The sequence below is a fragment of the Micromonospora sp. RTBAU3-60 genome, assembly GCF_054963695.1.
Map to the genome: position 1 here is coordinate 49,047 of NZ_JBUEGB010000021.1, position 12,486 is coordinate 61,532.

General features: G+C 74.6%; 12 protein-coding genes. 6 read left to right on the forward strand and 6 right to left on the reverse strand.

Annotation, left to right across the window (positions count from 1 at the left end; all coding sequences use genetic code 11):
* Positions 1–199: 199 nt before the first annotated feature.
* A complete protein-coding gene (locus tag ACY34I_RS21280) occupies positions 200–1,450 on the forward strand; it encodes a S1C family serine protease (RefSeq protein ID WP_462756739.1) in 1,251 nt (416 codons plus the stop codon).
* Positions 1,451–1,523: 73 nt separating this feature from the next.
* Positions 1,524–1,949, forward strand: a complete 426-nt coding sequence (locus ACY34I_RS21285; protein WP_462756851.1) for a Sec-independent protein translocase family protein — start codon at positions 1,524–1,526, stop codon at positions 1,947–1,949.
* A gap of 144 nt (positions 1,950–2,093) precedes the next feature.
* On the opposite strand, the gene ACY34I_RS21290 is transcribed toward ACY34I_RS21285, so the two are convergent.
* The 3 genes from ACY34I_RS21290 to ACY34I_RS21300 form a co-directional block, all read right to left on the reverse strand.
* Positions 2,094–3,239, reverse strand: coding sequence for an Mrp/NBP35 family ATP-binding protein (locus tag ACY34I_RS21290; RefSeq protein WP_462756740.1), 1,146 nt, complete (start codon positions 3,237–3,239; stop codon positions 2,094–2,096).
* Positions 3,240–3,415: 176 nt separating this feature from the next.
* Positions 3,416–4,027: a DUF1003 domain-containing protein gene (locus ACY34I_RS21295; RefSeq protein WP_462756741.1), complete on the reverse strand. Its 612-nt coding sequence runs from the start codon at positions 4,025–4,027 to the stop codon at positions 3,416–3,418.
* A complete protein-coding gene (locus ACY34I_RS21300; protein ID WP_462756742.1) occupies positions 4,020–5,303 on the reverse strand; it encodes a magnesium transporter MgtE N-terminal domain-containing protein in 1,284 nt (427 codons plus the stop codon). Before ACY34I_RS21300 ends, ACY34I_RS21295 begins: the two co-directional genes overlap by 8 nt.
* Positions 5,304–5,336: 33 nt before the next feature.
* Between ACY34I_RS21300 and ACY34I_RS21305 the strand changes: the two genes are divergently transcribed.
* Complete coding sequence (locus ACY34I_RS21305; protein ID WP_462756744.1) at positions 5,337–6,206, forward strand: PhzF family phenazine biosynthesis protein; 870 nt, start codon at positions 5,337–5,339, stop codon at positions 6,204–6,206.
* A 34-nt stretch (positions 6,207–6,240) separates the two neighbouring features.
* Positions 6,241–6,756, forward strand: coding sequence for a hypothetical protein (locus tag ACY34I_RS21310; protein ID WP_462756746.1), 516 nt, complete (start codon positions 6,241–6,243; stop codon positions 6,754–6,756).
* 3 nt (positions 6,757–6,759) lie between these two features.
* On the opposite strand, the gene ACY34I_RS21315 is transcribed toward ACY34I_RS21310, so the two are convergent.
* Positions 6,760–7,464, reverse strand: coding sequence for an HAD family hydrolase (locus ACY34I_RS21315; RefSeq protein ID WP_462756748.1), 705 nt, complete (start codon positions 7,462–7,464; stop codon positions 6,760–6,762).
* 97 nt (positions 7,465–7,561) lie between these two features.
* Between ACY34I_RS21315 and ACY34I_RS21320 the strand changes: the two genes are divergently transcribed.
* On the forward strand, positions 7,562–8,527 hold the full coding sequence (locus tag ACY34I_RS21320) for a DMT family transporter (protein ID WP_462756750.1): 966 nt from the start codon (positions 7,562–7,564) through the stop codon (positions 8,525–8,527).
* 91 nt (positions 8,528–8,618) lie between these two features.
* On the forward strand, positions 8,619–10,799 hold the full coding sequence (locus ACY34I_RS21325; RefSeq protein ID WP_462756751.1) for an APC family permease: 2,181 nt from the start codon (positions 8,619–8,621) through the stop codon (positions 10,797–10,799).
* Positions 10,800–10,802: 3 nt separating this feature from the next.
* Here ACY34I_RS21325 and ACY34I_RS21330 read toward each other — a convergent pair whose 3' ends face one another.
* Positions 10,803–11,552 (reverse strand): GNAT family N-acetyltransferase, encoded by a 750-nt coding sequence (locus tag ACY34I_RS21330; protein ID WP_462756753.1) that lies wholly within the window; start codon positions 11,550–11,552, stop codon positions 10,803–10,805.
* A 92-nt stretch (positions 11,553–11,644) separates the two neighbouring features.
* The gene (locus tag ACY34I_RS21335) at positions 11,645–12,469 is read right to left on the reverse strand and encodes an SDR family NAD(P)-dependent oxidoreductase (RefSeq protein WP_462756755.1); all 825 of its coding nucleotides are present in this window, start codon (positions 12,467–12,469) and stop codon (positions 11,645–11,647) included.
* Positions 12,470–12,486: the final 17 nt, after the last annotated feature.

Below are 12,486 nucleotides of genomic sequence, written 5' to 3' on the forward strand. Positions count from 1 at the left end.
CCAGGGCACACCGGGTGGCGGGGGCGGCGCGTTCCCCGGGAGCCCGCCGCTGGGCCTCCAGGGCGCACCGGGCGGCGGGGGCGGCCCGTTCCCCGGGAGCCCGCCGCTGGGCCCCCAGAGCACACCGGGCGGCGGAGGCGGCACGATCCCCGGGAGCCCGCCGCTGGGCCACCCGGGCGCACCGGGCGCCGGGGGCGGCATGACCTTCAGGAGCCCGACCCAGGGCCCTCAGGGCAGCCAGGGCGCTGGGGGCGGCGCGACGTCGCCCTGGTGGTCCGACGCGCTCGCCGACCCGTGGCGCGACCCCTACGCGCCCGCCGCGGTGGTGGTCCCCGCGCCTCCCGTCGGCGCCGGCGAACCGGAGCCGGTGACCGACCCGGACGCGCCCGACCGGCCGAAGCTGCGGCAGGTGGTGCTGATCTCGCTCATCACGGCCCTGCTGGCCGGCTCGCTCGGTAGCGCCCTCACGTACGCCTTCCTGCGCGGCCACGCCGTGACCACCTTGGGCGCGCCGTCCCCGTCGACCCCGGCGCTCGCCCAGCGCAAGCCCGAGTCCCTGGCCGGGGTCGCCGAGAAGGTGCTTCCCAGCGTGGTGACCATCCGGGTGGCCAGCCTGGGCGGCACCAGCGAGGGTTCGGGCTTCGTGGTCAGCGCCGAGGGGCACATCGTCACCAACGACCACGTGGTCGCGGGCGGCCCCGGCAAGGCCACGGTGATCTTCAACGACGGCAGCTCGGCCCCGGCCACGGTCGTCGGGCAGGACCCGGAGTCGGACCTCGCGGTGATCAAGGTGACGCGTACCGGGCTGCGGCCGGTGGAGTTCGGCGACTCGGACGCGCTCGCCGTCGGGGACCCGGTGCTCGCCATCGGCTCGCCGCTCTCACTGGCCAACACGGTCACCGCCGGCATCGTCAGCGCGGTGGACCGGACCATGCAGGCCGGTGAGCCGGGCGGCCCGACGCGCTACTACGCGGCGATCCAGACCGACGCGGCGGTCAACCACGGCAACTCCGGCGGCCCGTTGGTCGACTCCGGCGGCCGGGTGGTCGGGGTGAACTCGACGATCAAGTCGCTGGTGGCCGACGGGCAGGAGGCCGGCAACATCGGGCTCGCCTTCGCCATTCCGATGAACCAGGCGAAGCGGATCACCCAGGACATCATCGGCACCGGCAAGGCCCGGCGTACGGTGATCGGCGCCCAGGTGGGCGGCACCGGCGTGACCGGCGGGGGCGTACGCCTCAACGCCGTCGAGCCGTCCGGGCCGGCGTCGGCCGCCGGGCTGCGCACCGGGGACGTGGTGCTCCGGCTCAACGGGCACCCGATGACCGATCCGGCGGACCTGGTGGCGCTGGTCCGCAAGTACGCCCCCGGCTCGGTGGTGACGGTGGAGTACCGGCGGGGGTCGACCCGGCAGAACGCCTCGGTGACGCTCGCCGCAGACGCGAAGTGAGCATCCCTCTCCCCCTCCCGGACTGCCCGGTGACGTGCGTAGTCTTGCCGTGGACACGGACGAGGAGGCCGGAGTGTTCGAGAACCTGAACTGGTGGGAGATCGGCGCCCTGCTGCTCCTGGCGCTGCTGATCTTCGGCGACCGGCTGCCCGCCGTGATCAACGACGGGCTGCGAATGGTCCGCAACCTGCGCAACATGGCCCGGAACGCCACCGGCGACCTGAGCCGTGAGCTGGGCACCGACATCCAGCTGGAGGACCTGCACCCGAAGGCGTTCATCCGGAAGCACCTGCTCAGCGAGGAGGACGAGCAGGCCATCCGGAAGCCGCTGCAGAGCATGTACGACAACATCCGCAGCGACGTCAGCGGCGTGCGCGACGACCTGAAGGACGTCGCGAAGGCGGCCGACCTGCGGGACACCGCCCGCCCGATCACCGCCACCGGCGGCACCCCGAGCTCCGCCCCGGCCCCCCGCCGCAGCTACGACGACGCCACCTGACCCCGCCCCCGGGCACCGTCGATCATGCGGTTGGCGGCGTCCGGCCGGCGTGTCGCACCGCCAACCGCATGGTTGACGAGGCGGGGCCGGGACGGGACGACCCTCCCGGCCGGGGCCGGGAGGGTCGGTGAGGGGCCGCTGTGGTCAGCGGCCGGCGGGCTTGAGGCCCAGCGGCTTGCCGAGCAGGGACTCGCGGCGGACGGCCAGCCGGTCGGCGACCTGCATGAGCGCCCTGGCGGCCGGCGCGTCCGGCTGGGCCAGCACGATCGGGGTGCCGGCGTCGCCGCCCTCGCGGACCCGGGTGTCCAGCGGGATCTGCCCCAGCACCGGCACCTGCGCGCCGATGGTCCGGGTCAGCGACTCGGCGACCGCCTCGCCGCCGCCGGCCCCGAAGACCTCCATCCGGGAGCCGTCCGGCAGCTCCAGCCAGGACATGTTCTCGATGACGCCGACCACCCGCTGATGGGTCTGCAGCGCGATCGCGCCGGCCCGCTCGGCCACCTCGGCGGCGGCGGTCTGCGGGGTGGTGACGACCAGGATCTCCGCGTTCGGCAGGAGCTGGGCCACCGAGATGGCGATGTCGCCGGTGCCCGGGGGCAGGTCCAGCAGGAGCACGTCCAGGTCGCCCCAGTAGACGTCGGCGAGGAACTGCTGCAGCGCCCGGTGCAGCATCGGACCGCGCCAGACGACGGCCGCGTTGCCCGGGGTGAACATGCCGATCGAGATGACCTTCACGCCGTGCGCCTGCGGCGGCATGATCATGTCCTCGACCCGGGTCGGGGCGCCCTCGGCGCCGAGCATCCGGGGCACCGAGTGGCCGTAGATGTCGGCGTCCACCACGCCGACCGAGAGGCCGCGGGCGGCCAGCGCGGCGGCCAGGTTGACCGTGACGCTGGACTTGCCGACGCCGCCCTTGCCGCTGGCGACCGCGTAGACCCGGGTGCGGGAGCCGGGCTGGGCGAACGGGATCACCGGCTCCTGGCCGCCGCCCCCGCGCAGCTTGGACTGGAGCTCCTGGCGCTGCTCCGGGCTCATCACGCCGAACTCGATCTCGACGCCGGTCACGCCGGGCACCGCGCCGACGGCGGCGGTGATGTCGGTACGCAGCTTGTCCTTCAACGGGCAGCCGGCCACGGTGAGCAGCAGCTCGACCCGGACGACGCCGTCGTCGCCCACCTCGGCGGAGCGGACCATGCCGAGCTCGGTGATGGGCCGACGGATCTCCGGGTCGTTGACGGTGGCCAGGGCGGCCTGGATCGCGTCGGAGACGGTGCTGACGGGTGCTGACATGCCCGCAATGCTACGTCGCTGGTCATCGGCGTCCGCCGTTGGCGGGGGCCGGTGTGAGCGAATCGATGGCGCGACCGAGGGGTGGACGGGTCGTGCCGCGAAGTGGGACGATCGAGACGAACGCCGCTCGCCTGGCCCCTTGAGGCGCGCGGCGTTCAAAGCTTTCTCTGCCCGGTTCAGCCCTCCGGGCGCCGGTCCCGGGCGTAGTCGCCGTCCAGGTCGTCGTGCGGTTCGTCGAGCGGCTCGCCGCCGCCGTGCCGCCGGACCTCCCGCCCCTCCTGCTGCCGGCGCTCCAGCCGCAGCCGCCGCTGCGCCGCCTCGTCCAGCTCCTCGGCCAGCCGGGTCAGCTCCGAGCGGACGAAGTCCCGGGTGGCCACCTCGCCGAGGGCGATCCGCAGCGCGGCGATCTCCCGGGCCAGGTACTCCGTCTCGGCCTTCTGCATGGTGGCCCGCCGCCGGTCCTCCTCCAGCGCGATCCGGTCCCGGTCCGACTGCCGGTTCTGCGCGAGCAGGATCAGCGGGGCCGCGTACGAGGCCTGGATGGAGAGGATCAGCGTGAGGAACGTGAAGGTGTACGGGTCGAAGCGCCAACTCGTCGGGGCGAGGGTGTTCCAGGCGAACCACGCGCCGATGACCAGCGTCATGTAGACGATGAAGTTCGCCGTGCCCATGCCGCGGGCGATCCCCTCGGACCACCGGCCGAAGGTCTCCTGGTCGACCCGGGGCAGCCGGACGCCCCGGGGCTCGCGCGGCTGGTCCAGCCGCTCGGCCCGTCGCTGGTCAGCCATCGCCACCACCCAGGGTCTCCGCCTCTGCGGCGACCGGGACCGGCACGTCCCGGTTCCGCCAGTCCCGGGGCAGCGAGTGGTCCAGCACGTCGTCCACGGTCACCGCCCCGACGAGGCGGTTGTTGCGGTCCACCACCGGCATGGCGACCAGGTCGTAGGTGGCCATCCGGCGGGTGATCTCGGGCAGCGGGGTGGTCGGCCGCAGCGGGTCGATGTCGTTGACCACCACCCCGCCGAGCAGGTCGGCCGGCGGCTCCCGGAGCAGCCGTTGGAAGTGGACCATGCCCAGGTAGCGGCCGGTGGGGGTGGTCATCGGGGCGCGGGTCACGAAGACCTGGGCGGCCACGGCGGGGGAGAGCTGCGGCTCCCGGATCCGGGCGAGCGCCTCAGCCACCGTGGCGTCCGGGGGCAGGATGACCGGCTCGGAGGTCATCACGCTGCCCGCGGTGCCGGAGGCGTAGCGCAGCAGCTGGCGTACCGGATTGGCCTCGTCCGGCTCCATCAGGTCCAGCAGCACGTCCTGCTCCGGCGGCGGCAGCTCGTTGAGCAGGTCGGCGGCGTCGTCCGGATCCATCTCCTCCAGCACGTCGGCGGCGCGCTCCCGGTCCAGCGCGGCCAGGATCTCCACCTGGTCCCGCTCGGGGAGCTCGCTGAGCACGTCCGCGAGGCGCTCGTCGTCCAGCGCCGCCGCCACCTCGTTGCGCCGGGCGTCGGGCAGGTCCTGCAACGCGTTGGCCAGGTCGGCCGGGCGCATGTCCTCCAGGACGGCGAGCAGGTTGGCCGTACCCCGGGTGTCGCCGACCCCGCCGAGGCCGCGTACCCGGTCCCACTCGACCTGCTGCAGGTGGCCGCGGCGGGTGAGCCGGCCGGTCTGCTCGCGGACGGCCACCCGGCTCAGCGACCACTCGCCGCCACGGCTGCGTTCCATCGCCACGTCGACCACCGTGCCGGGCTGCCCGTTCTCCAACTGCACCCGCCGGTCCAGCAGTTCCTGGAGCACCAGCAGCTCGTTGGGGCGCTTCTCGAAGCGGCGCAGGTTGAGGGTGCCGCTGCCCAGGACGACGGCGTCCGCGTCGATGGAGGTGATCCGGTTGATGGAGAGGAAGATGCGCCGGCGCATCGGCATCTCGGCGACCAGCCCCACCACCTCGGGCGACTGCGGGCTCGGCCGCATCCGGGCGACCGCGTCACGGACCCGGCCCACCTGGTCGCCGTTCGGGTCGAAGACGGCGACTCCGGCGAGTCGAGCGAGGTAGACCCGGTTCGGCGTGCTCACAGGCACCAGCCTAAGGGCCTAGTGTCTATCAACATGTCGACCTTGGCCTACGAGATCGTGGACGTCTTCACCGACCGCCCGTTCGCCGGCAACCCGCTGGCCGTGGTGTTCGGCGCGGAAGGGCTCGCCACCGAACAGATGCAGGCGCTCGCGCTGGAGTTCAACCTGTCGGAGACGGTGTTCGTGCTGCCGCCGACCCAGGTCGGTGCGACGTACCGGGCGCGGATCTTCACCCCGGCCGCGGAGCTGCCGTTCGCCGGCCATCCCAGCGTGGGCGCGGCGGTGACTGCCAGTCGACGGGGCATGTTCGAGCCGGGCCGGGTCAGCCAGGAGTGCGGTGCCGGGGTGCTGCCGATCGAGGTGACCGGGACGGGCGCGACCCTCACCGGCGGCACGCCCACCCTCAGCCCCGAGCTCGACCCGGAGCCGCTGCTGGAGATGGTCGGCCTCACCGCCGCCGACCACGCCGGCCCGGCACCGCGGGTGGCCGGCTGCGGCCTGGAGTTCCCCTACCTTCCGGTACGCCCCGACGCGGTGGCCCGGGCCAAGGTGAATCCGGCGGCGGCGGAGCGGTACGGCGTGGAGCACGTGAGCGTCTTCTCCTGGGACCCGGCCACGCAAACCGCGCACGCCCGGGTTTTCGTGCCCGGCCTCGGCGTGCCGGAGGACCCGGCGACCGGCTCGGCCGCCCTGGGCCTGGGGGTCTGGCTGGTCGCCAGCGGGCTGCTGCCCGGGGAGGGACGCTCGACGTACGCGGTCCGCCAGGGCATCGAGATCAACCGGCCGTCCTCGCTGGCCTGCACGGTGACCGCGGCCGGCGGGGTGGCCGTGGGCGCGACGGTCTCCGGCCAGGTGATGCCGGTGGCCCGCGGCGAGATCGCCGTCCCGCCCTTCGTGGGCTGACCCCAGACGCGTGCGCGTACGAGAGGATGCCGGTGTGACGGACGAGTTGGACAGCCGCGAGGTGCCGGCGCTGGTCGACGAGGCGGTGAAGAAGGCGGCCGTCTGCTGGGTGAGCGTCGGGAACGGGCCGGCGGTGGCGCTCTGGTGCCTGCCGGTGGAGGGGGCGCTGGTCGTGGTCAGCGGGCCCGGCGAGCAGTCCGCCCCCGGCCTGGCCGACGCCGACGCGGCGCAGGTGACCCTGCGCGGCGACCACGGTGGCCGGATCGTCACCTGGCCGGCCCGGGTGACCCGGCTGCGACCGGGCACCGAGGAGTGGGACGCCGTCGCGCCGCTGGTCGCGGCGAAGCGGCTCAACGCCACCGGGCCCACCGCCGATCTGGTGGGACGCTGGGCCACCGGGGGCTGCGCGCTGAACCGGCTGGCCCCGGCGGGCACCCCGGTCGCCGGCGTCGACCTGCCGGCCGACTCGCTGGCCGAGCCGCCCCGGGGGGCCCCCGTGGTCCGGGCCACCCGTAAGCCGTTCCGGCTGCACAAGGTGCGCCGCCGCTGAGCCTCAGACCGGGACGGCGCAGGGGACCGGATCGAGCAGGTCGAGCACCTCGGTCAGCGAGGTCAGCACCCGGCCGTCCCAGCACCGGTCGGCGTTGAAGACCATGTGCCCGGCCAGGTCCGGAGCGGCCAGCCGGACCGCGGTCATGCCGGCCCGCTCCGCGCCGGTGAGTTCCTGGCTGCCCCCGTCGCCCACGTAGAGGCAGTCGGCCGGGGCGAGGTCGAGCCGGCGGCACGCGGCCAGGTAGAGCGCCGGGTGCGGCTTGCAGCACCCGACCTGCACCGAGAAGACCCGTACGTCGAGCAGCGGCGCGACCGCGAGCTGGGGCAGGAACGCGGGCAGCTCGTGGGTGCAGTCACTGATCAGCCCGGTGCGTACGCCCCGCTGGCGCAGCGCGGCCAGCACCGGGACCGCCTCGTCCCGCAGCCGAGTGTCGGCGCGGACCGCCCGGTGGCGGGAGGCGACGGCGGAGCGTACCGCCCCGTCGGAGGGGTGGACGCCGACCTGGTCGCAGACCCAGCGCAGAGTCGCCTCGGCGTTGCCGAGCCGCCCGCTGGCGCGCTCGTAGTAGGTGCGGTCGAGCACCTCGGTCAGGGTGTCGGGCGGGCAGCCGAGCAACTCGGCGGTGGCCTGGTGGGCGGAACCACGCTGGACGCAGCGGGTCAGGGTGCCGAAGAAGTCGAACAGCACCGCCTGGTAGCTGGGCACGGGGGAGCGCCTCCGGACGTCGAGGGGGGAGTCGCCGGGACGCCCATGATCGTAACGGAGTGTTGACCGTCCGTGGTGTCCCCTGTTCGTGTGAGGATTGCTCTCCGTGTCGCCTGCTCCGTACCGCCCCCCGGTTGACGCGCTGACCCTCAGCGCGCTCGTGCTGGCGGTCACCGCCGTCTCGTCGTCGGCCCCGCTGGTCGCGTTCGCCGCCGCGCCGGCTCTCGCCGTCGCGTTGTGGCGGAACCTGCTCTCGGTGGCCGTGCTCGGCCCGTTCTCGCTGGCACGACGGCGGGCCGAGTTCCGCGCGCTGACCGTGGGCGCCGGCCGGCGCGAGGGGCTGTACTGCGTACTCTCCGGGGTGGCGCTGGCCGCCCACTTCGCCACCTGGATGCCGAGCGTGCAGCTCACCACGGTCGCCGCGGCCACCGCGCTGGTCGCCACCCAGCCGGTGTGGCAGGGGCTGATCGCCCGCTGGCAGGGCCGCCGCCTCCCGCCGGCGGTCTGGGCCGGGATCGCGGTGGCGGTGCTCGGCGCGGTGCTGGCCACCGGCGCCGACTTCGCCGTCTCCGGCCGGGCCTTCGCCGGTGACCTGCTCGCCGTCGCGGGCGGCCTGTTCGTCGCGATCTACACCGCCCTCGGCGAGCGCGCCCGGGCCACCATCAGCACCACCACCTACACCACCATCTGCTACGGGGTCTGCGCGGCCGTCCTGCTGGTCGTCTGCCTGCTCGGCGGGATCCGCCTGCACGGCTACCCGGCGGGCACCTGGCTGGCAATCCTCGGCCTGGTGGCCGGCGCCCAGCTGCTCGGCCACTCGATGTTCAACTACGCCCTGCACCGGGTCTCCGCCACCACGGTCAGCGTGCTGATCCTGCTGGAGGCGCCCGGCGCGGCCCTGATCGCCTGGGTCTGGCTCGGCCAACTCCCCCGCCCGCTCGCCCTGCCGGGGCTCGCCCTGCTGCTGGCCGGCGTGGCCGTGGTCGTGCTCGGCGGGGCCCGCGCCGGCCGCCGCACCGAGCCGGTCCCGGTCCCCGCCGACCCCGCCCCGCTCGCCGACTGACCCCGACCGCCCGTGGCGTGGCGGCCACACTTTCCCGGGGAGTGTGGCCATTCCGCCTCCCGAGCCGCCGCTTTCGATGAAAGTGCGGGGGGTGGGGGCGCAGACGGAGCGGCAGGGCGACGAGCCCGATCGGGGCACGCTCGTCACGCCCTCGGCTGAGTTCCCGCCACTGGGCCCCGAGGAGCGGGCGGCGCTGGGCCGGATCGGGGAGCGCTGGCACACCCCGCGGCACGCCGACGAACTACCCGTCGACCCGGCCCTGGGCCGCAACCGCCCCGGCCCGACACCGAGCCGGTTCGGGCGGCTGACCCCGATCGACATGTTCACCGTCGAGGAGCCGGGCGAGCTGTGCGCCACCGGGCCGGCCCACGAGCCCGGATCCCGGACCGGGCGGGCGCTCAGCCGGCTGCGCCGGACGCTGTTCGGCCCGCCGCTGTCCAGCTCCGCCGTGCTCTACGAGCGGATGCGGAAGCTGGTCGCCCTGCCGATCCTCTCCTCCGACCTGCTCAGCTCGGTGGCGTACGGGCCGGAGGCGCTGCTCGCCGTGCTGGTGCTGGCCGGCAGCGGCGCGCTCGGGCTCTCCCTGCCGCTGGCCGCAGTGCTGGTGGTGCTGATGATCGCGGTGGGGCTGTCCTACCGGCAGACCATCCCCGCGTACCCGCATGGCGCCGGGTCGTACATCGTGGCCGGTGACAACCTGGGCACGACGGCGGGACTCGCCGCGGCGGCCGGGCTGATGCTCGACTACGTGCTCACCGTGTCGGTGTCGATCGCGGCGGGGGTGAGCGCGATCACCTCGGCAATGGCCGGGCTCACGCCGGTCACCGTGCCGCTCGGGGTGCTGGTGATCGCCGTGCTGCTCGCTGGGAACCTGCGCGGGGTGCGTACCGCCGGCAACATCTTCGTGCTGCCCACGTACGCCTTCGTGGCCGCTGTCCTGCTCGTGCTGGTGGTCGGCTACGCGCGGGCGGCGGGCCGGGGCTTCGCGCCGGCGTCGCCACCGCCCGTGCCGGCGGCCGAGGGGCTGGGCCTGCTGCTGGTGCTGCGCGCGTTCTCCTCCGGCGCGGTGTCGATGACCGGCATCGAGGCGGTGTCGAACGCGATTCCGGCGTTCCGCCCCCGGGAGTGGCGCAACGCCCGCACCACGCTCGGCTGGATGGTCGGCATGCTGGTGGTGCTCTTCGCCGGGCTGATCGGCCTGATCCACCTGAACGGCCTGGTGCCCCGGCCGGACCAGACGATCCTGTCCCAGCTCGGCCGGCTCACCTTCCCCACCGGGCCCTGGTACGCGTTCCTCCAGGCCACCACCGCGCTGATCCTGCTGCTGGCCGCCAACACCGCCTTCAACGACTTTCCCCGGCTGCTCTTCTTCATGGCCCGCAACGGCCACGCCCCCCGCCGGTTCCTGCACCTGGGCGACCGGCTGTCGTTCAACAACGGCCTGGTCGCGCTCGCCGTCGCCGCGGCGGTCATCTTCGTCGCGTTCGGCGGGCACACCCAGTCGCTGATCCCGCTCTACGCCGTCGGCGTGTTCCTCGCCTTCACGCTGTCGCAGGCCGGCATGGTGGTGCACTGGCGTCGGCACCGGGACCGGGGCTGGCGACACCGGCTGGTGCTCAACGCGGTCGGTGCCACCCTCTCCGGGCTGGTGCTGGTGACCGCCGCGATCGGCAAGTTCGTCGAGGGCGCCTGGCTGGTGGTGATCGCGGTGCCGGCGCTGGTGCTGCTCGCCCGTGGGATCCAGCGCCACTACGCCCGGCTGCACGAGGCCCTGGCGCTGCACCCACCGCCGTCCCCCGGGCCCGCGCCCGGTGTCGCGCCCGGGGGACGCGGCGGGTCCACCGAGGGCGAGGAACTGCCCCAGGAGGTACGCCACCTGGTGGTCGTGCCGGTGGCTCGGCTGAACCGGGCGTCGCTGCGCGCCCTGGCGTACGCGGCGTCGCTGGGCCAGCCGACGCTGGCCGTGCACATCGCCCCCGAGGACGCCGAGGCGGACCGGTTCCGCGACCAGTGGCGGGCCTGGGGCGACCACCTGCGGCTGGAGACGATCGTGTCGCCGTACCGGGCGGTGATCGGGCCGCTGGCGCACTACCTGGAGGCGCTGCACGCCAGCCGGCCGGAGCTGACGCTGACCGTGATCGTGCCGGAGGTGGTGCTGCGCCACCGCCGGCACCGGCTGCTGCACAGCCGCGCCGAGCAGCGGCTGCGCGCCGCCCTGCGGGCCCTGCCCGGCGTGGTGGTCACCAGCGTCCCGATCCACGTCGCCGAGTGAGGGTCAGACGTCCTGGACCTCCAGCGCCTGGGCGGTCGGGACGGCGTCGCCGAACTCGGCGCGGAGCGCGGCCCGGTCCGGGTCGGCCAGGAACGCGTCGTAACCCGCCCGGGCGGCGAACCGGATCACGTGCACCTCGGTCCGCCCGTCCCCCGTCCGCAGCCGCCGTTCCAGCCGTCCGCCGTGCCGCCCGAGCAGGGCGAGCACGCCGTCCTCGTACCGCCGGCCGGCCTCGGCGTCGGGGCCCAGGTCGACCAGGGCGACCACCCGGAGCACGTCCGCCGGGTCGTCGACCAGCGGCTTCCAGAACTGGTGGTCGACGTGGCCGCCCGGGATGCCGTCCCGGATCCCGGTGTCGGTGTAGCCGTGCCGCCGGTAGAACGCCGGCGCCTGGAACGAGAACGACGCCACCGAGATCTCGGTGCAGCCGCGCTGGCGGGCCTCCTCCTCGGCGGCCCGCAGCAGCCGGCCGCCCCAGCCCTGGTGGCGGCGGTCCGCCCGCACCCACACGGTGTTGATGCCGGCGCGGCCGCCCCAGGTCCAGCCGGTCAGCCCGCCGACCAGTTCGCCGTCCGGGTCGACCACCCGTACCGACAGGCCGGCCTCGTCGTCCGCGCCGGTGGCCGCGTTGTTGAACACGGTCAGCTCCCGCCCGATCCGGGCCTCCAGGTCCGCGTCCTCGCCACCGACCTGGAGGGTCGCGCCCTCGGCAGGGTCGGTGTCGCTGATGCCCGTGTCATTCGCCGTGGTCATGGCGCGGAGTGTGGCAGCACGCCGCCGTCCCACGCCACCCGAATGCGCGGTGGTGTCGCCTGAGCCCGTCGGGGCGTCCCCGTTCGCGCCGCTCAGTCCGGGAGGCCGACGGCCTGCGCGCTGGCGGCCCAGAGCCGGGTGGCGAGCGCCGGGTCGGCCGCCTTCGGCAGCGGCCGGCGGAGCCGCCGGTCGTGGTAGTAGCCGCCGTCGACCAGCCGGGACGGGTCCTGGTTGGCCAGCCAGACCAGCGTCTCCGCGCCCCGCTCCGGGCTGCGGAACGGCAATAGCCGCATGCCGAGGGCGACCAGCGGGCTCTCGTTGCCGAACCGGGTGCGCACCACCCCCGGGTGGAACGAGTACGCCGGCACCTCCGGCCAGCGCCGGGCCGCCTCGGCGGCGAAGAGGATGTTCGCCTGCTTGCTGGTGCCGTAGGCGCGCATGGGCCGGTAGCGGCGCAGCGCCACGTTGAGGTCGTCCGGGTCGAGGACGCCGCTGCGGTGGGCGCCGGAGGCGGTCACCACCATCCGGCCGATCCGGTCCCGCAGCAGGTTGCTGAGCAGGAACGGGGCGAGGTGGTTGGCCTGCACGGTCAGCTCGAAGCCGTCGACGGTGGTGACCGGCTGGAGCACGATCGCGCCGGCGTTGTTGGCGAGCACGTCGATCCGGTCGTACGCGGCGCGCAGCTGCTCGGCGAGCCGGCGTACGTCGTCCAGCACGGCGAAGTCGGCGCGGAAGAGCTCGGGCGGCTCGCCGCAGCACTCGCGTACCCGGTCCCCGGCGGCCCGGAGTCGCGCCGGGTCCCGGCCGACCAGCACGACCTGGTCACCGCGGCGCGCCAGGTCCACGGCCGCGGCCAGTCCGATGCCCGAGCTGGCGCCCGTCACCACCACGGTCCGACGCTCAGTGAGATCTTCCACAGGTCCATTCACCCCGG

What these genes read in the sequence shown, in the direction of transcription:
- ACY34I_RS21280 (WP_462756739.1), top strand. Translation starts at nt 200, where the DNA reads ATGACCTTCAGGAGCCCGACCCAGGGCCCTCAGGGCAGCCAGGGCGCT.
- ACY34I_RS21290 (WP_462756740.1), bottom strand. Translation starts at nt 3,239, where the DNA reads ATGTCAGCACCCGTCAGCACCGTCTCCGACGCGATCCAGGCCGCCCTG.
- ACY34I_RS21295 (WP_462756741.1), bottom strand. Translation starts at nt 4,027, where the DNA reads ATGGCTGACCAGCGACGGGCCGAGCGGCTGGACCAGCCGCGCGAGCCC.
- ACY34I_RS21305 (WP_462756744.1), top strand. Translation starts at nt 5,337, where the DNA reads ATGTCGACCTTGGCCTACGAGATCGTGGACGTCTTCACCGACCGCCCG.
- ACY34I_RS21330 (WP_462756753.1), bottom strand. Translation starts at nt 11,552, where the DNA reads ATGACCACGGCGAATGACACGGGCATCAGCGACACCGACCCTGCCGAG.